The sequence below is a fragment of the Bacteroides sp. 11BF genome (genome assembly GCF_019633765.1).
GTDB lineage: Bacteria > Bacteroidota > Bacteroidia > Bacteroidales > Bacteroidaceae > Bacteroides > Bacteroides hominis.
This window is the reverse complement of record NZ_JAFKPJ010000003.1, coordinates 88,017-113,144: the sequence shown is the minus strand read 5'-3', so window position 1 is coordinate 113,144 and position 25,128 is coordinate 88,017. Positions and strand designations below refer to the sequence as shown.

15 protein-coding genes and 5 tRNA genes are annotated in these 25,128 nt (G+C 39.1%); 10 read left to right on the top strand and 10 right to left on the bottom strand.

What is annotated here, in order from left to right; all coding sequences use genetic code 11:
- Positions 1 to 1,140 carry an efflux RND transporter periplasmic adaptor subunit gene (locus JZY04_RS03825; protein ID WP_005820339.1) on the top strand — a complete coding sequence of 380 codons (1,140 nt, stop codon included), beginning with the start codon at positions 1 to 3 and terminating at the stop codon, positions 1,138 to 1,140.
- A 4-nt stretch (positions 1,141 to 1,144) separates the two neighbouring features.
- Positions 1,145 to 4,267, top strand: coding sequence for an efflux RND transporter permease subunit (locus tag JZY04_RS03820; RefSeq protein WP_122142129.1), 3,123 nt, complete (start codon positions 1,145 to 1,147; stop codon positions 4,265 to 4,267).
- A gap of 345 nt (positions 4,268 to 4,612) precedes the next feature.
- On the opposite strand, the gene JZY04_RS03815 is transcribed toward JZY04_RS03820, so the two are convergent.
- Positions 4,613 to 5,062 (bottom strand): type I restriction enzyme HsdR N-terminal domain-containing protein, encoded by a 450-nt coding sequence (locus JZY04_RS03815; protein WP_005777844.1) that lies wholly within the window; start codon positions 5,060 to 5,062, stop codon positions 4,613 to 4,615.
- A 64-nt stretch (positions 5,063 to 5,126) separates the two neighbouring features.
- On the opposite strand from JZY04_RS03815, the gene JZY04_RS03810 reads away from it, so the two are divergent.
- From JZY04_RS03810 to JZY04_RS03790, 5 genes are all read left to right on the top strand, one after another.
- Positions 5,127 to 5,903, top strand: a complete 777-nt coding sequence (locus JZY04_RS03810) for an AMP nucleosidase (RefSeq protein WP_032544117.1) — start codon at positions 5,127 to 5,129, stop codon at positions 5,901 to 5,903.
- An 18-nt stretch (positions 5,904 to 5,921) separates the two neighbouring features.
- Positions 5,922 to 6,941, top strand: coding sequence for a DNA polymerase III subunit delta (holA, locus tag JZY04_RS03805; protein ID WP_122142130.1), 1,020 nt, complete (start codon positions 5,922 to 5,924; stop codon positions 6,939 to 6,941).
- Between the two features lie 1,212 nt (positions 6,942 to 8,153).
- Positions 8,154 to 8,609 carry a helix-turn-helix domain-containing protein gene (locus tag JZY04_RS03800; RefSeq protein WP_122142131.1) on the top strand — a complete coding sequence of 152 codons (456 nt, stop codon included), beginning with the start codon at positions 8,154 to 8,156 and terminating at the stop codon, positions 8,607 to 8,609.
- A gap of 69 nt (positions 8,610 to 8,678) precedes the next feature.
- The gene (locus tag JZY04_RS03795; RefSeq protein WP_122142132.1) at positions 8,679 to 9,455 is read left to right on the top strand and encodes a dihydroorotate dehydrogenase electron transfer subunit; all 777 of its coding nucleotides are present in this window, start codon (positions 8,679 to 8,681) and stop codon (positions 9,453 to 9,455) included.
- The gene (locus tag JZY04_RS03790) at positions 9,443 to 10,354 is read left to right on the top strand and encodes a dihydroorotate dehydrogenase (RefSeq protein WP_122142133.1); all 912 of its coding nucleotides are present in this window, start codon (positions 9,443 to 9,445) and stop codon (positions 10,352 to 10,354) included. The genes JZY04_RS03795 and JZY04_RS03790 overlap by 13 nt, the downstream gene beginning before the upstream one ends.
- A 216-nt stretch (positions 10,355 to 10,570) precedes the next feature.
- On the opposite strand, the gene trmD is transcribed toward JZY04_RS03790, so the two are convergent.
- Positions 10,571 to 11,248, bottom strand: a complete 678-nt coding sequence (gene trmD / locus JZY04_RS03785; protein WP_005777857.1) for a tRNA (guanosine(37)-N1)-methyltransferase TrmD — start codon at positions 11,246 to 11,248, stop codon at positions 10,571 to 10,573.
- A 76-nt stretch (positions 11,249 to 11,324) separates the two neighbouring features.
- On the opposite strand from trmD, the gene ligA reads away from it, so the two are divergent.
- Both ligA and dapA read left to right on the top strand, forming a co-directional pair.
- Positions 11,325 to 13,322 carry an NAD-dependent DNA ligase LigA gene (gene ligA / locus JZY04_RS03780; protein ID WP_122142134.1) on the top strand — a complete coding sequence of 666 codons (1,998 nt, stop codon included), beginning with the start codon at positions 11,325 to 11,327 and terminating at the stop codon, positions 13,320 to 13,322.
- A gap of 103 nt (positions 13,323 to 13,425) precedes the next feature.
- A complete protein-coding gene (gene dapA, locus JZY04_RS03775) occupies positions 13,426 to 14,319 on the top strand; it encodes a 4-hydroxy-tetrahydrodipicolinate synthase (protein ID WP_005806263.1) in 894 nt (297 codons plus the stop codon).
- 217 nt (positions 14,320 to 14,536) lie between these two features.
- Here the strand turns inward: dapA and JZY04_RS03770 are convergent.
- The 8 genes from JZY04_RS03770 to JZY04_RS03735 all read right to left on the bottom strand — a co-directional run bounded on the left by JZY04_RS03770 (position 14,537) and on the right by JZY04_RS03735 (position 22,233).
- Positions 14,537 to 14,610: transfer RNA gene (locus tag JZY04_RS03770), tRNA-Arg, on the bottom strand.
- A 17-nt stretch (positions 14,611 to 14,627) separates the two neighbouring features.
- Positions 14,628 to 14,701 (bottom strand) — tRNA-Arg (locus tag JZY04_RS03765).
- 17 nt (positions 14,702 to 14,718) lie between these two features.
- Positions 14,719 to 14,792 (bottom strand) — tRNA-Arg (locus JZY04_RS03760).
- An 18-nt stretch (positions 14,793 to 14,810) separates the two neighbouring features.
- Positions 14,811 to 14,884, bottom strand: a tRNA-Arg gene (locus tag JZY04_RS03755).
- Positions 14,885 to 14,902: 18 nt separating this feature from the next.
- Positions 14,903 to 14,976, bottom strand: a tRNA-Arg gene (locus JZY04_RS03750).
- A 79-nt stretch (positions 14,977 to 15,055) separates the two neighbouring features.
- A complete protein-coding gene (locus tag JZY04_RS03745) occupies positions 15,056 to 17,308 on the bottom strand; it encodes a patatin-like phospholipase family protein (protein ID WP_181996325.1) in 2,253 nt (750 codons plus the stop codon).
- A 220-nt stretch (positions 17,309 to 17,528) separates the two neighbouring features.
- On the bottom strand, positions 17,529 to 19,574 hold the full coding sequence (gene htpG, locus JZY04_RS03740; RefSeq protein WP_122142136.1) for a molecular chaperone HtpG: 2,046 nt from the start codon (positions 19,572 to 19,574) through the stop codon (positions 17,529 to 17,531).
- 124 nt (positions 19,575 to 19,698) lie between these two features.
- A complete protein-coding gene (locus JZY04_RS03735; RefSeq protein ID WP_032530164.1) occupies positions 19,699 to 22,233 on the bottom strand; it encodes an ATP-dependent Clp protease ATP-binding subunit in 2,535 nt (844 codons plus the stop codon).
- A 345-nt stretch (positions 22,234 to 22,578) separates the two neighbouring features.
- Here JZY04_RS03735 and gyrA point away from each other — a divergent pair, with 345 nt between their 5' ends.
- Positions 22,579 to 25,116 (top strand): DNA gyrase subunit A, encoded by a 2,538-nt coding sequence (gene gyrA, locus JZY04_RS03730; protein WP_122142137.1) that lies wholly within the window; start codon positions 22,579 to 22,581, stop codon positions 25,114 to 25,116.
- Positions 25,117 to 25,128: the final 12 nt, after the last annotated feature.

Here is a 25,128-nt window from a genome sequence, read left to right as displayed (position 1 = left end):
ATGAAAAAACTAATGTATATTTTTCTCATCTTTCCTTTGGTAATGACCGGATGTAAAGGAAAAAAAGAAGCCGGAAGAGGAGAGATGCCTACTCCGGAAATCAGTGTGGCATATCCACTCGTACAAAACATTACCCTAACAAAAGATTATCCGGGATATCTGACTACCGAACAAACCGTGAATCTGGTAGCCCGAGTCAACGGCACCCTGCAATCCGCCTCATTCACACCGGGAACTCGTGTAAAGCAGGGGCAACTCTTATTCGTTATCGAACCTACTATCTACAAAGATAATGTAACACAGGCTGAAGCGCAATTGAAAACTGCGCTTGCACAACTGGAATATGCCCGCAATAACTATACCCGAATGAAAGAAGCTTTGAAAAGTGATGCAGTCAGTCGTATACAGGTTTTACAGGCAGAATCAAACGTTGCCGAAGCCACCGCTGCTGTTAGCAATGCTGAAGCCACCCTGAATACTGCACGTACCAATCTGGGATACTGCTACATCCGTGCTCCTTTCAATGGAACAATCAGCCGCTCGCTTTACGATGTAGGAAGCTATATCAGCGGAGCCGGACAACCTGTCACTTTGGCCACGATCTATAAAGACGACCGAATGTACACCTACTTTAATGTAGCAGACAACCAATGGCTATCCATGCTACTTTCACAAACCGGTAAGGAGAAAGAACTTCCCAAAAATGTTATCGTACGCTTGGGAGAAAACGGTACACAAAACTATCCGGCTACACTGGATTACTTATCGCCCAATGTGGACTTGGGTACAGGAACACTTAACGTACGCGCCAACCTCGATAATCCGAAAGGGGTTCTGAAAAGCGGACTATACGTCAGCATTACATTGCCATATGCCGAAGCGAAGCAAGCATTGCTCGTACCAGAAGCCTCTATTGGAACAGACCAGTTAGGAAAATACCTATATATTGTAAATGATTCGAATGTTGTACGCTATCGCCACATCGAGCCGGGACAGCTGGTTAACGATACGTTACGTCAAATTAAAAGCGGGCTTTCGGCTAAAGAACAATACGTCACAACGGCATTAATGAAAGTGCGTGACGGCATGAAAATCAAGCCAATATCAGTCAATCACGAGTCACAAACCTCTAATCATTAAGTGCATGTTTTCAAAGTTCTTTATCAATCGGCCTATATTTGCCACGGTACTGGCATTGATTATCGTGGTGGCGGGATTGGTAACATTAAATATATTGCCTGTCGCACAGTTTCCGGAGATCACTCCACCTACAGTACAGGTGTCTGCTTTCTATCCGGGAGCAAATGCTGAAACTGTAGCTCAAACTGTCGGCATCCCCATTGAACAGCAAGTGAACGGAGTAGACGGTATGCTTTACATGAGTTCCACCGCATCCAGTTCGGGTGCCTATTCACTGACTATAACCTTTGCCGTAGGCACAGATATCGACATGGCTACCGTACAGGTACAGAACCGGGTAAGTGTAGCGCAATCTTCACTGCCGGAACCAGTTGTAGTCCAGGGAGTAACTGTACAGAAACAATCGTCCAACATTGTGATGTTTCTCACAATGCAGGCAAAAGACTCTGTATACGACGGACTATATCTTACGAATTATGCACAACTAAATCTGGTAGATCAATTAACACGAGTACCGGGTGTAGGAGCTGTCAATGTAATGGGGGCAGGAAACTACAGTATGCGTGTCTGGCTCGATCCGGAAGCAATGCGTATCCGTAATCTCTCTCCTGCGCAAGTTTATCAAGCTATCCAGTCACAAAACATTGAAGTCAGTGCCGGCTATATCGGACAACCTATTGGAAAAAATAATAATAACGCCTACCAGTATACGTTGAATGTACAGGGACGGCTGACATCTCCCGAAGAGTTCGGTAACATCATTATCCGAACCGGAGAAGGAGGGAAAATGCTCCGACTAAAAGATATAGCACGCATCGACCTTGGCAGTTCCTCGTACAATGTTGTCTCTAAACTAAAAGGACATCCCACTGCTGCCATTGCTATTTATCAACAACCGGGTTCAAACTCGCTTGATGTTTCCAAAGGAGTCAAAGCTAAGATGCAGGAGCTTGCACAAAACTTCCCGGCAGGCGTCAGCTATAATGTGACATTGGATACAACCGATGTCATCAATGCATCTATCGATGAAGTATTGGTAACTTTCCTGGAAACCACCTTACTGGTAGTACTTGTTATTTTCCTGTTCCTGCAAAACTGGCGGGCTGTTATCATCCCATGTATCACCATCCCTGTATCACTGATTGGTACTTTGGCAGTAATGGCTGCTCTTGGATTCTCAATCAATACTTTAACTCTGTTTGGATTAATACTTGCCGTAGCGATAGTGGTAGACGATGCAATAGTAGTGGTAGAAAATGCTTCCCGATTATTGGAAACGGGACAGTATTCTCCTAAAGATGCCGTCACCAAAGCAATGGGAGAGATCACCGGCCCAATTGTCGGGGTTGTACTGGTATTGCTGGCTGTTTTCATACCAACTACATTGATCAGTGGCATCTCCGGACAGCTTTACAAACAGTTTGCCTTGACCATTGCCGCTTCTACCGTATTGAGTGGCATTAACTCGTTGACAATGACCCCTGCATTATGTGCCTTGTTTTTGGAACATAACAAGCCATCCAATTTTTTCATATACAAAGGATTCAACAAAGTATATGACAAGACACAGAATCTCTATGACCGCATTGTAAAAGGATTACTCATTCGTCCGGGACTTGCACTGATCTCTTATGGGATCATTACAGCGATAGCTGTCATTCTGTTCATGAAATGGCCTTCAACTTTCGTGCCCGATGAAGATGACGGGTACTTTATCGCTGTCATCCAATTACCACCGGCATCCAGCCTCGAACGCACACAAGCTGTCGGACAAAAAGTAAACCGAATTTTAGACAGTTATCCGGAAGTAAAAGACTACATTGGTATCAGTGGCTTTTCTATTATGGGAGGTGGCGAACAATCAAATACAGGTACCTATTTTGTTGTACTGAAAAACTGGGATGAACGGAAAGGAAAGGGACACACTGCTGCAGCTGTAGTACAGCGTTTCAATGAAATGGCTTACGGCATTCAGGAAGCGCAGATATTTGCGATGGTGCCTCCGGCCATTCCCGGCTTAGGAGCCTCGGGAGGTCTACAGTTACAACTGGAAGATCGTAACAATCTGGGACCGACAGAAATGCAGAGAGCTATCGAAACTTTGATGGCTACCTATCACACACAACCGGCCCTTGCATCCATATCCAGTATGTACCAGGCCAATGTGCCACAATACTTCCTGAATATTGACCGTGATAAAGTCCAATTTATGGGTATCCAGTTGGACAATGTATTCTCTACGCTAAGTTATTACATGGGGGCAGCCTATGTCAACGACTTTGTTCAGTTCGGACGCATCTATCAGGTAAAAATAGAAGCCGGGGAACAGGCACAGAAAGTGATCGATGATGTATTGAAGCTCAGTGTCCCCAACGCCGCGGGAAATATGGTACCATTTTCTTCTTTTACAAAAGTTGAAGAACGTCTGGGTATGGACCAGATAAGCCGCTACAATATGTATTCAACAGCTTCCATAACCTGCAACGTAGCCTCAGGAAGTAGTTCAGGTGAGGGAATACAACAGATGGAGAATCTCATAAAAGAGCAACTGGGCAATGAATTCGGTTACGAATGGACTTCAGTAGCTTACCAGGAAACGCAGGCAGGAAACACAACGACCATTGTATTCATTATGGCACTATTGGTAGCATTTCTGGTGTTGGCAGCCCAATACGAAAGCTGGACAAGCCCGTTATCAGCTATCATGGGACTACCAATGGCTCTGTTGGGCGCCATGATAGGCTGCTTTGTCATGGGTACCCCAGTGAGCATCTACACTCAGATTGGAATTATTTTGCTGATTGCCCTTTCAGCTAAAAATGGAATTCTGATTGTAGAATTCGCACGCGATTTCCGTGCCGAAGGCAACTCCATACGTGACGCTGCCTATGAAGCCGGACACGTTCGTTTACGCCCGATCCTTATGACTTCTTTCGCCTTTGTGTTAGGAGTAATGCCATTGCTGTTCGCTACCGGAGCCGGGGCACAAAGCCGCATTGCTCTTGGGGCAGCTGTTGTCTTTGGTATGGCACTGAATACATTGCTGGCAACCGTATATATCCCCAATTTTTATGAATTGATGCAGAAATTCCAAGAAAACGTCTTGGATCGGAAGAAAAAGAAATAGTTCTCTATATCACTATCTCTATTGTAAAAAACGTCCTTTTCATTTCACAGTCTATTGTCACCGAGCCGAATCTCGGATGACAATAGACTTTTTCTTATACTTATCACAAAAACAATTAAGTGCTTTCATGCTTATTCCATAAAAATAGGAATATGTTGAGTTATTAGGTAATAGTTCTGATTATAAACAATTTATGAAGACAACAATCTGTCATTACGAAGTTAACTTTAACAGTGTGTTAAAGTTAACTTCGTAATGATAAACAATTAGCTTTTTACATTTACGATATTAACTTCCTAAAGATAAATCAATAAAGGCCCGAATTCACTGTTAACATTGTTAATTTTACAAGATAGCATAATCCGGAATATCAGCCAGAAATGAATAACTTTGAGTATCATAATTCATCCGGCAGCAATAGTGTTGCATACCATTACTGACAACCAGATAATCAACCTTCAAAACCATATTATAACGAGTAATCTGATCAAAAACAGCTTGTGTGATCTCAATGTGGGGAGCTTTATATTCAACAATCATTCTGGCAGTAAGATCACGCTTATAAAGCACTGTGTCACATCGTTTCTTGGTTCCATTTAGGTTCAACAGCACCTCATTGGCCATCAGAGACGACGGATATCCTTTATAGACAATAAGAAAGTGTACAAAGTGCTGACGGACCCATTCCTCGGGGGTCAACGCGACATAACGACGGCGAATCACATCGAAAATAACATTTTTTCCATTTCGAGTGGCGATTTTAGTGTCAAATACTGGTAGGTTTAACGATAACATTTACTATTTTTGTAAGTTAAATAATGGCTTCCTGTTATTGGAAGCACAAATTTAATGGAATCTTATGAAAACAAAGCAAGAAATCGTAGCTAATTGGCTGCCCCGTTACACCAAACGTAATCTGGAAGACTTTGGAGAGTATATCCTGTTGACTAACTTCAACAAGTATGTAGAAATATTTGCGGAAAAATTTAATGTTCCTATCTTTGGCAGAGATGCCAATATGATATCTGCCAGTGCAGAAGGGATTACAATCATCAACTTCGGCATGGGAAGTCCCAATGCAGCCATTATCATGGATCTGTTAAGCGCCATTTCTCCCAAAGCTTGTCTGTTTCTGGGCAAATGTGGAGGAATTGATAAAAAGAACAAAATAGGTGATCTGATCCTGCCAATTGCCGCTATCCGGGGAGAAGGTACCTCAAACGACTATTTTCCACCCGAAGTTCCATCGTTACCGGCATTTATGTTACAACGTGCCGTATCATCGGCCATCCGCGACTATGCACGCGATTACTGGACAGGAACCGTCTACACAACCAACCGCCGTATATGGGAACATGATGACGCCTTTAAGGAATACCTGAAGAAAACTCGTGCAATGGCAGTCGATATGGAAACAGCAACCTTATTCAGTTGTGGTTTTGCCAATCATATTCCTACCGGTGCTTTACTGCTTGTATCCGACCAGCCTATGATTCCGGAAGGAGTGAAAACCGATAAAAGCGATAATATAGTTACTAAAAACTATGTAGAGGAACATGTAGAGATAGGTATTGCTTCATTACGAATGATTATTGACGAAAAGAAAACTGTAAAACACTTGAAATTCGACTGGTAACGCCACACCAACATTTATATGGCAAAACAAGAACTTACTTGCGACGATATCCTCAAAGAATTGAGGGCCAAACAATATCGCCCCATCTATTATTTGATGGGAGAAGAATCTTATTATATCGACTTGATAGCCGATTATATCACCGACAATGTATTGACAGATACAGAGAAAGAGTTTAACCTTACTGTGGTTTATGGTGCGGATGTGGATGTAGCAACCGTAATTAATGCCGCTAAACGTTATCCGATGATGTCCGAACATCAGGTTGTAATAGTAAAAGAAGCACAAGCTATACGCAATATAGAAGAGCTATCTTATTATCTGCAAAAGCCATTAAATTCAACTATCTTAGTCATTTGTCATAAGCATGGCACTCTGGATCGTAGAAAGAAATTAGCTGCAGAAGTTGAAAAAGCAGGTGTCCTATTCGAATCTAAAAAGATAAAAGAAGCGCAACTACCTGCATTTATCAGTTCGTACATGAAACGTAAAGGCATAGATATGGAACCCAAAGCCACTGCGATGTTGGCCGATTTTGTAGGGACTGATCTCAGCCGTCTAACAGGCGAACTGGAAAAGCTAATTATTACATTACCCAGTGGTCAAAAACGTGTCACACCTGAACAGATAGAGAAAAACATAGGAATTAGCAAAGACTATAATAACTTTGAATTGCGTAGTGCACTAGTTGAGAAAGATATACTCAAAGCTAATAAAATAATAAAATACTTTGAGGAAAATCCTAAAACAAACCCGATACAAATGACACTTTCTTTACTATTTAATTTCTACTCAAATCTTATGTTAGCGTACTATGCACCGGATAAATCAGAGCAAGGAGTAGCCACAATGTTAGGACTAAAAGCCCCATGGCAAGCTCGCGATTATCTGGCAGCAATGCGAAAATACAGTGGAGTAAAAACAATGCAAATTGTAGGAGAAATACGATATGCAGATGCTAAATCGAAAGGTGTGGGCAATGGTTCAATTAGTGATGGAGACATCCTTCGCGAGTTGGTCTTCAAGATTCTTCATTAAAAACAATCCACTTTAAATCTACTCCCTATATGCATATATTTTGCCGGTATAAAATATGTGTATGGGGAGTAAATATATCCTCATAATCCGAAATATACTTTCCTATAATTATCCACTTTATTCTTCACATCAATTTTACACTCTTTTCCCTGTCTCTACCATACATATAAAACTTAAATATAGTATTCTGTTTCTTCTAAAAGAAAACAGATTTTGCATGGGGCGAATAAGTATACTCCCAATAGAACAATATAAAAATCAACAAAAAGAAGATAACATATCCCATATAATAAAATTGTGATTATACTGATTCCTATCAATCATCTATATGGATGTGATATGGTGCTAATGCTTCATCATAATGCTATCTAAAGTACTATAAATTATATCATAATGCTATTTCTCTATGTATAGATTCATTTTTCTAGAATATAAAAAATATATATATCAAAAAACAAGCATATTCTTCTATATATCAAATAATTAGGTAATATTTGACTTCCTCAGAATCGAATAATTTCATTTGGATAACCAACCATACGGAAATAACGCAAAAATTTGGCATTATAGCCTAAATGTAAGGTATGATGACACGCTATTCTTTATATCTATATCCAATAGGCATAAAGACAAAAGCAACTCCCATGCTATTTGTTGCATATATAACGATACAATATGACAATTGTAAATAATGACTATAGCCCTTATATAGATTTACAAAAGTAATAATATCATTTTTGTATAGTAAATAGATGTAACACAAATGTAAATAGACGACATTACAGATGTGTATTTACATTTGTAGATGTAATAGGAGAGTAGTTAACATTTCCTTTTTTACATGCTAATGATAGAATAATCAATAAGAAAAAAAATATATATCAATCAAATATTCAACTAATGCATGAAAATATGGACACATTTGTAATAAACAAGCAACACGAGATAAAATACATAGATAGATATTACAATAAATCAGCATATTACGATCGTTATATAAATCAACACTTTATATAATATTACAACCATATAGGCAATACAAACAGAATTAAAGAGGAAGCCCTATCTTACATTTACAATAGTAAAATATGAATTATATATTTGTAATTTGCTTTTGTGATTTTTATTTTTTACTTTTGTGCATTAGTAAACATCACATTTACTTTTGTGAATTAATATATAAGTCATACATTTGTAAAACCTTCAAAGGATATGGAAATAAAAGATAGGATTAAAATGATCATGGAAAAAGAGAATATGGCTTCCGGTGCTTTCGCTGAAAGCATAGGTATCCAACAATCTACTCTCTCGCACATTTTGAATGGCCGCAACAATCCCAGTTTAGATGTTATCATGAAAGTACATCAGAAATATAATTATGTAAATCTGGAATGGTTATTATATGGGCAAGGCAATATGTCGGAAGAAACCATTCAACCGACCTCCGATTTTCAGCCTTCTTTATTTGCTGAGAATACTATAATTCCGTCCAATGTGACGATGGCTCCAGAAAATCGCAGAGAAATAGCGTTAGAAAGCCCCGAAACATCCCATAAAGAGATTGTAAAACAGGAAATTAGATATATAGAAAAGCCTTCCAGAAAAATCACTGAAATAAGAATTTTCTTCGATGATAATACATACGAGACATTCAGAGGAGAAAAATAAGACAGATAAATCACTGTTTGCACAATTTCCCGTATCTTTGCAACACGAATACGAATTTACTCACAATACATGAAAAAATTTATTTTAAATCTGACAGTAACTGAGAATCTCAGATTGCATTCTAATTATGTTCTGCTGAAATTGACATCTCAGTCCGTCCTCCCGGATATGCTACCGGGACAGTTTGCGGAAATTCGGGTGGATGGTTCACCTACCACCTTCCTGCGCCGCCCTATCTCTATTAACTATGTAGACAGACAACGTAACGAAGTATGGTTTCTGATTCAACTCATCGGTGATGGAACAAAACGCCTTGCACAAGCCACTCAAGGAGATATAATAAATGTAGTACTCCCGCTTGGAAGCAGTTTCACAATGCCTAAAGCACCTTCTGACAAGTTACTATTAGTAGGTGGAGGTGTAGGGACAGCTCCTATGCTTTATTTAGGCGAGCAGCTCTTCAAAAGCGGTAGCAAACCAACATTCCTTTTAGGAGCACGTAGCGACAAAGATCTGCTCCAACTGGAAGAGTTTACCGCTTACGGAGAGGTTTACACCACAACAGAAGATGGTAGTTATGGCGAAAAAGGATATGTCACTCAACATTCTATATTAAATAAAATAAACTTCGAACAGATATATACATGCGGTCCCAAGCCCATGATGATGGCAGTAGCCAAATATGCCAAAGCTAATCATATCAATTGTGAAGTATCATTGGAAAATACAATGGCATGTGGCATAGGTGCATGTCTTTGTTGTGTTGAGAATACTACAGAAGGGCATTTGTGCGTTTGTAAAGAAGGTCCGGTTTTTAATATAAATAAACTATTATGGCAGATTTAAGTGTAAATATTAGTAAACTACAAATGAAGAACCCCGTAATGACAGCATCGGGTACATTTGGATATGGTGAAGAGTTTGCAGATTTTATTGATATAACGCGAATAGGCGGTATCATTGTGAAGGGTACTACTCTTCACAAGCGTGAAGGTAACCCATATCCGCGCATGGCTGAAACTCCTTCCGGAATGTTAAACGCTGTAGGACTGCAAAATAAGGGTGTGAAATATTTTTCTGATCACATATATCCCCGTATTAAGGACATTCAAACCCATATGATTGTGAATGTTTCCGGATCGGCTATTGAAGACTATGTAAAAACGGCAGAGATTATTAATGAACTTGACAAAATTCCTGCTATCGAACTAAACATCTCATGTCCTAATGTAAAACAAGGAGGTATGGCTTTTGGAGTAACAACTAAAGGAGTATCAGAAGTTGTTCAGGCAGTTCGTTCTGCTTACAAAAAGACACTTATCGTTAAGCTTTCCCCCAATGTTACCGATATAGCCGAAATGGCACGGGCAGCTGAAGCTAATGGTGCCGATAGTGTATCATTAATTAATACATTACTGGGAATGGCTATTGATGCTGAACGCAGACGTCCCATACTTTCAACCGTAACCGGAGGTATGTCGGGAGCAGCTGTAAAACCAATAGCATTACGGATGGTATGGCAGGTTGCTAAAGCGGTAAATATTCCAGTCATAGGATTAGGAGGTATCATGAACTGGAAAGATGCCGTCGAGTTCATGCTTGCAGGGGCTTCAGCTGTACAGATTGGTACAGCAAATTTCATAGATCCGGCTATCACCATCAAAGTAATAGATGGTATAAATGATTACCTGGAAAGACATGGATGCAAGTCCGTTTCTGAAATTATAGGTGCACTTGAGGTATAGTAACAAACAGATAATAGCCCTTCGTCACAATTAGCCATAAAAAAGTTATTCAAACATGGATATTCCTTTCTCTGTTAATCCCGAAATAAGTTAGACAAATTCTAGTATTAAATAGAGAAGTTCCATGAAAACAAATTCCATTATTAATAGTATAGTTTCATAAAAAAAGAATGTCTTGCTAAAAGACAAGACATTCTTTTTTACATACAATAAGAATTAGTCTTCCAATAAATCGGGGCGAAGTCTTTTGGTGCGCTCCAACGATTGTTGAAGTTCCCACTCTTTAATTTTGGCTTCATGCCCTGAAAGCAAAATTTCAGGCACCTTCCAACCATTATACTCTGCCGGACGGGTATAAACAGGAGCTGCCAACAAATTATCCTGAAAAGAATCAGAAAGAGCAGACTGTTCATCAGAAATTACTCCCGGAATAATCCGCACTATAGCATCCGCCATCACGGCAGCAGCCAATTCACCACCAGTCAGAACATAATCTCCAATACTAATTTCTTTCGTTATCAGATGCTCCCGAATACGATAATCAATACCTTTAAAATGCCCGCATAAGATAATAAGGTTACCAGATAATGATAAACTGTTGGCCATCCTCTGATCAAACTGCTCTCCATCCGGAGTAGTAAATATCACTTCATCATAATCGCGTTCTGCTTTCAAAGCATTAATGCATCGTTCAATAGGTTCTATCTTCATCACCATACCGGCAAATCCACCAAAAGGATAGTCATCTACCCGACGATACTTATCTTCTGTATAATCACGCAAATTATGAATATAAATCTCAGCAAGCCCTTTGTCTTGAGCCCGTTTCATAATAGAACAATTGAAGAAACCCTCAATCATTTCGGGCAATACTGTTATAATATCGATACGCATAATCTTTAATTTTTCGCAAAAGTACAAATATTCGAAGAGAAACCCGTATTTTTGCCTAAAACAATCCAAAGAATATATGACTGTAAAAGAAAAAATAGATCAGCTTCGAATCCAACTCCACCAACATAATTACAACTATTATGTGCTGAATGCTCCGGAAATCTCCGACAAAGAATTTGATGACTTAATGAGAGAACTCCAGACTCTGGAACAGGAACATCCAGAATATAAAGATGAAAACTCACCTACTATGCGTGTAGGTAGCGATATCAATAAAAACTTTACTCAAGTAGCTCATAAATACCCAATGCTTTCATTGTCAAACACCTATTCTGAGAATGAAGTAACCGATTTCTATGACAGAGTACGAAAAGCATTGAATGAAGATTTTGAGATCTGTTGCGAGATGAAGTATGACGGTACCTCGATCTCTTTGACCTACGAAAATGGTAAACTTATTCGTGCCGTAACCCGTGGCGATGGCGAAAAAGGAGACGATGTAACAGACAACGTAAAAACCATTCGGAGTATCCCTCTTGTCCTGCATGGAAATAATTATCCGGATGTTTTCGAAATCCGTGGAGAAATCCTAATGCCATGGGAAGTTTTCGAAGAACTAAACCGGGAAAAAGAGGCCCGTGAAGAACCTCTTTTCGCTAATCCCAGAAATGCCGCTTCAGGAACTTTGAAATTACAAAACTCTGCAATCGTGGCTTCCCGAAAACTGGATGCCTACCTCTACTACTTGCTTGGTGATAATTTGCCTACTGACGGACATTATGAAAACTTGCAAGAAGCGGCTAAATGGGGCTTCAAGATCTCTCCTCTAATGCGTAAATGCCAAACATTACAGGAGGTATTTGATTTTATTAATTATTGGAACGTAGAACGCAAAAACTTAAATGTTGCTACAGACGGAATCGTACTGAAAGTTAACAGTCTCAAACAACAAAAAAATCTTGGATTCACTGCCAAATCTCCACGCTGGGCAATAGCCTATAAATTTCAGGCTGAACGGGCACTCACTCGCCTAAATACAGTATCTTACCAGGTAGGAAGAACCGGAGCTGTTACACCTGTAGCCAACCTTGATCCGGTACAGCTTTCCGGAACAGTCGTAAAACGCGCATCTCTACACAATGCAGATATCATCGAAGGACTCGATCTACATATAGGTGATATGGTTTATGTAGAGAAAGGAGGAGAAATCATTCCTAAAATCACAGGTGTAGATGTTGCTGCCCGTTTTATGATTGGTGAAAAAGTAAAATTCATCACTCATTGTCCGGAATGTGGCAGCAAGTTAATAAGATATGAAGGAGAAGCTGCCCACTATTGCCCGAACGAAACTGCCTGTCCACCGCAGATCAAAGGAAAAATAGAACATTTCATCAGCCGGAAAGCAATGAATATAGACGGATTAGGCCCTGAAACTGTTGATATGTTCTATCGTTTAGATCTAATTCATGATACAGCCGATCTTTATCAATTGACGACTGATGACATTAAGAATCTCGATCGTATGGGAGACAAATCTGCGGAAAACATCGTCAGAGGAATTATGCAAAGTAAGGAAATTCCTTTTGAAAGAGTTATTTTTGCATTAGGCATTCGTTTTGTAGGTGAGACAGTAGCTAAAAAAATAGCTAAATCATTCAAAGACATAGTAGAATTGGAAAATGCAGATTTGGAAACTTTAGTCAGCATCGATGAAATCGGCGAAAAAATTGCCCAGAGTATTCTTAACTATTTTGCAAACGATTCAAACCGTAAATTAATTGACCGATTGAAAATAGCAGGATTACAGTTATACAGACCGGAAGAAGATCTAAGTGAGCATACTGACAAATTGGCCGGGCAATCCATCGTTATTAGTGGTGTATTTACCCATCATTCAAGAGACGAATACAAAGATCTTATTGAAAAGCATGGAGGAAAAAATGTGGGAAGTATTTCCGCCAAAACCAGTTTTATCTTGGCTGGAGATAATATGGGACCTGCTAAATTAGAAAAAGCCAATAAACTGGGGATTAAAATTATGAACGAAGAGGAATTTCTAAAGCTTATATTGTAACATTTTTCTGCTATATTCTTATTTTATATATTATTATTGCTGTAAAAAAAGAAAATATTCGTACTTTTGCGAGCAAATTATTTAGAGATTATTATTAATACTCATGATACAGACTAGATTGAAAGGAATGGGGGTAGCGCTGATTACTCCTTTCAAAGAGGATGAAAGCGTTGATTACGATGCATTAATGCGATTAGTAGACTATCTGCTTCAAAATAATGCAGATTTTCTGTGTGTGCTGGGAACGACAGCCGAAACTCCAACTCTGAGCGAAGACGAGAAAAAGAAAATCAAAAAAATGGTAATCGACCGTGTCAACGGAAGAATTCCCATTCTATTAGGAGTCGGTGGAAACAATACACGAGCTATCGTAGAAACACTCAAAAATGATGATTTCACCGGAGTGGATGCCATCTTATCCGTGGTTCCTTACTATAACAAGCCCTCACAGGAAGGAATCTATCAACATTATAAGGCAATAGCAGGCGCTACAGAGCTTCCAATTGTATTGTATAATGTTCCCGGTCGGACAGGGGTTAATATGACCGCAGAAACGACTTTACGCATTGCTAAAGACTTCAAAAATGTCATAGCAATTAAAGAAGCATCAGGCAATATCACTCAGATGGACGATATTATCAAAAACAAACCGGCCAATTTTGATGTTATTTCCGGAGATGATGGCATTACTTTCCCTTTAATCACATTAGGAGCTGTAGGGGTTATTTCAGTTATCGGAAATGCTTTTCCACGTGAATTCAGCAGGATGACACGCCTGGCATTGCAAGGTGACTTTGCCAACGCCCTGACCATACACCATAAATTTACAGAGTTATTTAACCTGTTATTCGTAGACGGAAACCCTGCCGGAGTAAAATCAATGTTGAATGCAATGGGAATGATCGAGAATAAACTTCGTTTGCCACTGGTACCAACACGTATCACAACATTTGAAGCCATTCGAAACGTACTTAACGAGTTAAATATAAAATGCTAATAACTAAATCATTATAAGAAAGCAAAGAGTAAAGTTACATAAAAATTGACTTTACTCTTTTTTTGTATATCCAGACCTTTCCTCTGTCACACAGCCCTCTTCGTATTGATGTTTGTCTTGAAGAGAAAGACAGTCCATCAACTTACGTTGATCCCGGTATGATCCTAATGGGGGCATAACAAAAAAAGAAGGTATCCTTTTAAGACACCTTCTTTTGTGATCGCGACAGGATTCAAACCTGTAACCGGCTGATCCGTAGTCAGCTACTCTATTCAGTTGAGCTACGCGACCGTTTGTTATTTTTAGAGTGACCGCGACAGGATTCAAACCTGTAACCGGCTGATCCGTAGTCAGCTACTCTATTCAGTTGAGCTACGCGACCGTTTGTTATTTTTAGAGTGACCGCGACAGGATTCAAACCTGTAACCGGCTGATCCGTAGTCAGCTACTCTATTCAGTTGAGCTACGCGGCCATTAGTTAAACCTTAAAGTGATCGCGACAGGATTCAAACCTGTAACCGGCTGATCCGTAGTCAGCTACTCTATTCAGTTGAGCTACGCGGCCATTAGTTAAACCTTAAAGTGATCGCGACAGGATTCAAACCTGTAACCGGCTGATCCGTAGTCAGCTACTCTATTCAGTTGAGCTACGCGACCATTGTTTTTGTTTAACGGGTGCAAAGATACGGACTTTTCTTGAATTTGCAAGCTTTCAGCAAACTTTTTTGCAAATAAATTATTCGATGAAACGATAGTTAAACAATTGCCAACCGAGCGTCAAACCGACATTCCACTCCCTTTTCGGTGAGCTATAATGATTTACATATGCCGAGATTGCACCAAACGGCAACTGACATACCACTGAAACTTCTCCCAAATATTCGAAACGAGAGAAAGCTTTTCCATAGTAAGCCTTATTAATTGGATTTCTTTCTATAGGAAAAATCGGCAAAAAGCCATAAAACTCTCCACGAACGTGAAACATCTGATTTAAACGATAAATAGGCCGTATCCCGGCTGCCAGATATTGATTGGCACGAAAAGCTTCATTATATGTTAATTTACTATGTGCAGTAGGTGCAAATTCACTGGCCTGCATCATTGTAGCTGTATAATTCTCTGAGAAGTTTTTAGACGCATATAATGCATCCAGATACCATCCTAATGTCCAATTTGCTCCCATTTTATGGTATTTCTCCTTCATATAGGATAACTGCAACCATGAATGTTTCTCTTCGGTAGATTTCCTGCTCTCAGAATTCACCCCAGGGCGAAAGCGTTCCTTCCCTGTAAATATCTGTGCAACGAGTGCCTCTCGTGCTCCTTGAGTAGGAAATTGTCTAAAATTCAATGTACTACCATTAAAACTTACTGAACCGCCAAACAAACGATATTCACTTTTATCATATTTGTCTTTATCGAAGTCGATTACATTATTTTGGAAATACCGGTCTTCTATTTGTGCAATTCCAAACCCAAGCTCCACTCGTTTACTTGAAAGAAAAGGAAGAGCAACTTTGAGTTTCAGAAAACGCTCATCTTTTTGATTAAAAGCCGGTTTATCATTTTTAGAGAAAAGTTTATCCTTCTTAAAATAATCGAAAGTACTGATCGAAGCAATAAAGCGATAAGAAGTAGGAATAGTAGTGGCAAAGTCTACTTTTGCCATAAACTGAGCATTATTATATATTTTTCCCAACTGTCCATCGAATGTAAATTCCTTCGAATAATAGTTAAGATTCTGATATGTAAGTCCCAGATAAATTTGGTTAGAACTGGTAGTGGACACATTTCCACCCAAACGAACAGAAAATTCATTTTCCATCTTTATCTTCAAATGCAAATCGTAAGTATCATCTTCGGGGTTGAAAACTGCATGAGGAATAATCTCTGAGATCATATTATCAGATAATAGACGAAAATATCCCCGTTTCAAATCCTCATAGGTAAACTCTTTATCATCTGAAGTATGGAATTCTTTCTTTATGTAAACCTGTTGATGAGAATTAGCACCATCGATATATATATTTTTGAAACGGAGTTCCGGATAATTACTTTTATAAACCAACCGCCTCAGTCGTATATTATCCATATTTACTCTACGATGAACACGACTTTTGATAGAATCCATTAAGCCCATGGTCCGATCATATCCTATTTTCACCAGTTCATCCATTCGTTGAAAATCCATCAGATTAACATCGTTGTACTTAAATGTCATCAATATTCCAGCCGAATCCGGAAGAGAATAATCAGTCTTTTGCATTACCATATTCTCAATCTGACTCATCAAATCATTTTCTTTCGGTTTTCCCGGGTTGGTAGAAACAACACTACCTATAATTATATCCGGATGAAAATCCTCTCGCATGACATCTGTAGGAAAGTTATTATAAATTCCACCGTCATATGCCAATAAACTATCTATTTCAATGGGCTTAAACATAAAAGGAAAACTCATAGAGGCTCGTACTGCATCTCCAAGATCACCACGCTTTAAGACAAGTTGTTTTTTATTATACACATCGGAAGCTATACATCGAAAAGGCACAAACAACTTATCAAAATCGCCTTCACAAGTAGCAGTCGCCCGTGCGTAAAGATCGATAAAGACAAGGTTCATCTGAATTGGATTAACCACACTGGTTGGCAAAAACTGTGGCTTTAAATTAAGTGAATCTTTGAACGAAAAGCGTATATTGAAAAGTTCAGGAGTCGGAAGATTCTTTTTGAAATAATACATATATTTTTCTTCCACTTCACCAGAATACCAACGTTTAAAGTCATCTGACTTCAGCAATGTCTCCATATCATCAGGTGAATATCCCATGGCATAAAGAGACCCTATAATAGCTCCCATAGAAGTACCTGTAATATAATCAATTGGGATATTATTCTCTTCCAGGGCACGAATTATTCCTATGTGTGTCAGCCCCTTTGCACCGCCACCACTCAATACTAACCCAACTTTCTGAGCGTGGACAAGCATTGGTAAGAACTGTAAAAAGAGAAATAACAATAAAAAAACTTTCTTCATAAGGCTCAACAAAACATCGTATAAATTGGTTGATTTAACGTTCAAATATATACAATAGTTTCTAATCTATCGACTCTGACCGCACATTTATTAATAAAAAAAGAGCATTACGGACACTTTTATCGTGCGCAATGCTCTTTTAATTTATGTTATATGAATTAAATGTGATAGACTAAATCAACTCAATACTTCTTTTTACAAAATTATTCAAGGCTTCACCTTTCAGCATGTTGTTCTGTAATAATGCCAGGTCAATCAGCTGACGAACAACCTTATTCTTACCTGCGTATCCTGCAAATATCGATTCTTTTTGTTGTTTCAAATTATCCCATTTCTTATCCAAATCGTTAAGTTCATCTTTTTCAGCAACAGGAATATCTTCGTCTTTTTTACCTTCTTGTTTTTTCTTGAGTGCATCACGGCGTTTTGTCACTTCATCCAATTCAGCTTGTACCGGTGCAATAGCTGCGCTACATTCTTTCTCCTCGTCAGACAGCACTTCTTTTACCAGTTTGTGATCAGAATTCAATACCAGATTAAACATATCCGGCATTTCGCCATAAAAACTCATTCCAGCCTGAATATTTGCCATCTCCTTCATGCGACGCATATATTCACTTTGCGTAATCATTACAGGAGTACCATTTTCGCCTAATGCCTGAGTCATCACATTAAACTCAACCTTTTCCATCTTTGGTAACTGGCTCTTGAAAGCTGCAGTCAGAGCTTCTTGCTTAGTGGCTTCAAGCACTTCGCTTTTCTTATCTTCTTTCACAATCAGATTGTCAATAACATCACTGTCTACACGAGTAAAGCGAGATTTCTCCAGTTTTTGTTCGAGCATGCTCACCATTGCCACATCCAACTGCCCATCCATCAACAACACATTATATCCTTTATTTTTGGCAGCTTCAATATAAGCAAACTGTTCATCTTTATTATTGGCATATAAATAAACCAGATTCTTATCTTTATCTGTCTGATTATCTTTAATAAGAGCCTGATATTCTTCGAAAGTGTAATGCTTTCCATCCGTATCTGTGAATAGGGCAAATTTCTGTGCTTTATCATAGAAATCTTCTTGGGTAAGCATTCCATAATTAATAAAGATCTTTAAATCATTCCACTTTTCTTCAAACTGTGCACGATCATTCTTAAAGATAGACTGCAAACGATCTGAAACTTTTTTTGAAATATAAGTCGAGATCTTCTTTACATTTGAATCACTTTGTAAATATGAACGGGACACATTCAACGGAATATCCGGTGAATCAAGTACTCCATGAAGTAAAGTAAGGAAATCCGGAACAATACCTTCTACCGAATCGGTCACATAAACCTGGTTGCTATATAACTGAATCTTATTCTTATTTAAGTCAATATTGCTTTTTACTTTCGGGAAATAGAGGATACCTGTCAGATGGAACGGATAATCCACATTCAAATGAATCCAAAACAATGGTTCATCAGACATTGGGTACAACTCACGATAGAACTTCTTATAATCTTCATCAGAAAGTTCACTCGGTTTTTTAGTCCACAAAGGAGTAGTATCGTTGATTACATTATCTTCAGTGGTTTCAACCTGCTTACCATCTTTCCACTCTTTTTTCTTACCAAAAGCAATAGGGACAGGTAAGAAACTACAATATTTTTTCAAGAGTGCAGAGATACGAGCTTCTTCAAGGAACTCTTTGCAATCATCATCGATATACAATACAATATCTGTTCCACGATCGGCCTTTTCTATCTCTTCAAGAGTAAATTCCGGGCTACCATCACAAGTCCATTTTACCGCTTGTGCACCTTCTTTATAAGATTTGGTAATGATTTCTACCTTTTTAGAAACCATAAAGGCGGAATAGAAACCTAAACCGAAATGCCCGATAATGGCATTAGCATCATTTTTATACTTTTCCAGAAAGTCATTTGCCCCCGAGAAAGCAATTTGGTTGATATATTTATCAATCTCCTCAGCTGTCAAACCGATGCCTCGATCGGAAATGGTAATAGTATCCTTGCCCAATGAAACATGTACGGTCAAATCACCCAATTCACCTTTGAACTCACTGATAGAAGCCAGTGTATTCAACTTCTGTGTAGCATCAACAGCATTGGAGACTAATTCCCGAAGGAAAATCTCATGATCACTGTACAAAAACTTTTTAATGATAGGGAAAATGTTCTCTGTTGTAACTCCAATATTACCTTTTTGCATAATAACGTGTATTTTTTAATTATCTGGTTATTAAATCGAATTATTTTTTGTAGAGATACAGACAAAAAAAATGCCAGACCCGAAGGTCTGACATTTTGACGTATACTCAAAGGAAATAACTTAGCTATTCAGTCGTTTTGGCTTCATGATTCATTTCCAACTCTCCTTTTTCTTCGTTCAAAGAAACAGTTATTGTATCTCCTTCTTTCAAAGCAGCCGAAATGATCAGTTCAGATAAACCATCTTCCAGATAAGCCTGAATTGCGCGCTTCAACGGACGGGCGCCATATTGTACATCGTAGCCCTTAGAAGCAATGAATTGCTTAGCCTTATCCTCGATAACAAGCTTATAACCAATCGAATCTATTCTATCATATAAGCCTTTCAACTCGATATCGATAATCTTCGTAATAGCTTCTAATGATAACTGATCGAAGGTGATAATTTCATCCACTCGGTTTAAGAATTCAGGTGCGAATGATTTATTCAAAGCCTTCTGAATTACACTTCGCGAGAATTCTTTATCGTCTAAGCGACTTTGTGTAGCAAATCCGACTCCACGGCCAAACTCCTTTAGTTGACGAGTACCAACGTTTGATGTCATGATGATTACCGTATTCTTAAAATCAACCATTCTGCCATAACTGTCAGTCAAACGTCCTTCATCCATTACCTGAAGCAGGAGATTAAACACATCAGGATGTGCCTTTTCTATCTCATCAAGCAAAACAATGGAATAGGGCTTACGACGTACTTTCTCAGTGAGCTGACCGCCTTCCTCGTATCCTACATATCCCGGAGGAGCACCAACTAAACGCGAAACTGTGAATTTCTCCATATATTCACTCATATCAATGCGAATCAACGCATCCGAAGAGCCAAACATATATTTAGCCAATTCTTTAGCTAAGTGGGTTTTACCGACACCTGTCGGTCCCAGAAACATAAAAGTACCAATTGGTTTATTGGGATCTTTCAGTCCGACGCGGCTACGCAAAATAGCTCTTACCAACTTCTCGATAGCAGCATCTTGAGCAATCACTTTCGACTGTAAGTCTTCTTTCATACCGGCCAATTTTATACCTTCAGCCTGCGCCATCCTCTGTACAGGTATGCCCGACATCATAGATACAACATTAGCAATTTCTTCTGCATCAACTGTTTCGCGATTATCTTTCAAACGCTCTTCCCACTCTTTTTTCATCACATCCAATTGAGTGGTAAGTTCTTTCTCTTTATCCCGGAAACTGGCAGCTAACTCAAAGTTCTGCGATTTCACTGCATCATTTTTCTTGTTCTTAGCTTCCTCAATCAGTTTCTCCTGATCTTCAATCTCTTTCGGAACACTGACATTTGTAAGATGTACACGTGAACCGGCTTCATCCAATGCATCAATAGCCTTATCAGGGAAGTTACGATCAGTTATATAACGATCTGTCAACTTGACACAAGCTTCCAGTGCAGCATCTGTATAATTTACATTGTGGTGATCTTCGTATTTATCTTTAATATTACGAAGAATCTGCAAAGTTTCCTCAGCCGTAGTAGGTTCTACCATCACTTTTTGAAAACGACGCTCTAAAGCACCATCCTTTTCTATATTTTTCCGGTACTCATCAAGAGTAGTAGCTCCGATGCATTGTATCTCACCACGTGCCAAAGCTGGTTTCAACATATTGGCAGCATCCATCGATCCGGCAGCTGATCCGGCTCCGACAATAGTATGGATTTCATCTATAAACAAAATCACATTCGGATTCTTCTGCAATTCATTCAAAATAGAACGTATTCGCTCTTCAAACTGCCCACGGTATTTAGTTCCGGCCACAACAGCAGTCATGTCAAGCGCTACCACACGTTTATCAAACAAAATGCGGGACACTTTTTTTTGAATAATACGAAGCGCCAATCCTTCTACAATAGCCGATTTACCAACACCCGGCTCACCAATCAGAATGGGATTATTCTTTTTACGACGACTAAGTATCTGTGCTAAACGTTCTATTTCACGTTCACGTCCTACAACAGGATCTAATCGACCTTCTTCGGCCGCTTTAGTCATATCCGTACCGAAGTTGTCAAGCACAGGAGTATCATTTGTCGGCTTTCTGGAAGCTGTCTGTGCTTGTTGCTGATGTTCACCCGCTCCATGAGCGGACCGAGACTGATTCATCTCATCCTCATCGTCATCATCCTCTGTGAATCCCATACCTGCACTGATATCAGGTTGTAACGACAATTGTTCAAACACCTGCTGATAGTCTACATGGTTGGCTTCAAGAACTGTAGCTGCCAAATTATCCTTATCTTTAAGAATAGCCAGCAAAACATGTTCTGTATCTGCAACTTGACTTTTCATCACACGTGCTTCTAAAATACATAGTTTTAATATCTTTGCAGCCCCATTTGACAATGGAACGTCAGCATCAGGCAGCAGCATGTCATCTGCATGTTCTTTCAGTATGGCCTCAATCTGCTTCTTTATGTCGGTCAGGTTTGTTTTGAGCTTAGACAATATCTCGATTGCTTTTCCCTCACCATCGCGAAGCATGCCGAGCAATAAGTGCTCTGGGCCTATATAGCTACTTCTCAGGCGGTTGGCCTCTTCCTTGCTATATACGATAATATCGGAAACTTTTTGTGAGAATTGATTATTCATACTTTTCTTCCTTCTTCTAAGAGATTATTTACTTGCAAATATACGCATTTCATATCGTTTGCTTATGCATCATTTGCTTTATTTGTTATATAACAAATGTCGTGCCATTATTTCTTTCATTTCTATACATTATAATATAATAGAGCAATAAAACACACAAAAACTACTAAAGAAAAGAAGTTGATACAGCCGGTATACAAGCATCATCATATTATAAGAACTAACTTCGGACCCTTTTAAAAAGCCTAAAAACTTTCTTCGTTAAAACTTTCGTATATCAAGGAAAAGTAGTACTTTAGCGTGGTTTTTCATAAGCCACAAATGTATAATTAATAATCTTTTTAAATGCTTGAACAAGACAGAATTATAAAGATTAACATTGAGGAGGAAATGAAGTCATCGTACATTGACTACTCCATGTCGGTCATCGTTTCACGTGCCCTTCCTGATGTTAGAGATGGATTTAAGCCCGTTCACCGTAGAATTCTTTACGGAATGATGGAACTGGGAAATACGTCAGATAAACCTTATAAAAAATCAGCTAGAATCGTAGGTGAAGTACTTGGTAAATATCACCCGCATGGAGATTCTTCCGTATATTTTGCTATGGTACGTATGGCTCAAGAATGGGCAATGCGTTATCCGTTGGTAGACGGACAAGGAAACTTCGGTTCTGTAGACGGTGACAGTCCTGCTGCCATGCGTTATACTGAAGCACGCTTGAATAAATTAGGTGAAGAAATGATGCAGGACCTCTACAAAGAAACTGTAGACTTTGAGCCTAATTTTGACAACACACTGATGGAACCCAAAGTGATGCCAACGCGCATTCCTAACTTACTGGTCAACGGTGCTTCGGGTATCGCTGTAGGTATGGCCACGAACATGCCACCTCATAATCTGTCTGAAGTCATCGATGCCTGTGAAGCTTATCTTGACAATAAAGATGTTACTGTAGAGGAATTGATGGAATACGTAAAGGCACCCGATTTTCCGACAGGAGGATATATATATGGTATAAGTGGTGTACGTGAAGCCTACCTTACAGGACGTGGGCGTGTTGTCATGCGTGCAAAAGCCGAAATAGAGTCTGGACAAACACATGACAAGATCGTTGTTACAGAGATTCCGTACAACGTTAATAAGGCAGAATTGATCAAAGCAATTGCTGACCTTGTTAATGAAAAGAGGATAGAAGGCATCTCCAATGCTAATGACGAGTCCGACCGTGAAGGTATGCGTATTGTTATCGATATCAAGCGTGATGCTAACGCAAGTGTAGTGCTGAACAAACTTTATAAAATGACAGCATTGCAGACTTCGTTTGGTGTAAACAACGTAGCATTAGTCAACGGACGTCCTAAGATGCTGAATTTACGTGACTTAATCGTATATTTTGTAGAGCATAGACACGATGTGGTCATTCGCCGTACCCAGTTTGATCTACGTAAGGCTAAAGAACGTGCACACATATTAGAGGGGTTAATTATTGCTTCGGATAATATTGATGAAGTAATCCGTATTATTCGTGCAGCAAAAACACCTAACGACGCAATCTCCGGGCTGATGGAACGTTTCAAGCTGAGCGAAATTCAAGCACGTGCTATTGTTGAAATGCGTCTGCGCCAGTTAACCGGCTTGATGCAGGATCAGCTTCATGCTGAATACGAGGAGGTTATGAAGCAAATAGCTTATTTGGAAAGTATCTTGGCTGATGATGAAGTATGCCGTAAGGTGATTAAAGATGAACTATTGGAAGTAAGAGCTAAATACGGTGATGAACGACGTTCTGAAATCGTATATTCTTCAGAAGAATTTAATCCGGAAGACTTCTATGCAGACGACCAAATGATCATCACCATTTCGCATATGGGATATATCAAACGTACGCCATTAACTGAGTTCCGTGCCCAGAACCGTGGCGGAGTAGGCTCCAAGGGCACTGAAACCCGTGACGAAGACTTTATTGAGCATATTTATCCGGCAACAATGCACAACACTATGATGTTCTTCACTCAAAAAGGTAAGTGCTATTGGTTAAAAGTATACGAAATTCCCGAAGGTACCAAAAACTCAAAAGGACGTGCAATACAGAATTTACTGAACATAGATTCAGACGATGCTGTTAATGCATATCTGCGTGTAAAGAGCTTGAATGATCAGGAATATATTAATAGTCATTACGTACTGTTCTGTACCAAGAATGGTGTTATAAAGAAAACATCATTAGAACAATATTCGCGTCCACGTCAGAATGGTGTAAATGCCATAACTATTCGTGAAGACGACCGTGTAATTGAAGTACGTATGACAAACGGAAACAATGAGATCATTATTGCTAATCGTAATGGACGTGCAATACGCTTCCATGAAGCAGCAGTACGCGTTATGGGACGTACAGCGACTGGAGTTCGAGGAATCACATTGGATGATGACGGGCAGGACGAAGTGATAGGTATGATTTGCATCAAGGATCTTGAAACAGAATCTGTAATGGTTGTTTCGGAACAAGGATATGGTAAACGTTCCGATATTGAAGACTATCGCAAAACGAATCGTGGTGGTAAAGGTGTAAAAACAATGAATATCACCGAAAAAACAGGTAAATTGGTTACAATTAAGTCTGTAACAGATGACAATGACTTGATGATTATCAATAAGTCAGGTATCACGATTCGTCTGAAAGTAGCTGATGTTCGTATTATGGGACGTGCAACTCAAGGAGTTCGTCTGATAAATCTTGAGAAACGTAATGACCAGATTGGCTCGGTATGTAAAGTAACGTCAGAGAGTTTGGAAGATGAAATTCCTGCAGAAGAGGGAGAGGGAAATATTCCAAGTAATCCAGAAACTGACACGTTGGTAAATGAAACAGAAGAATAGACATAATATTAA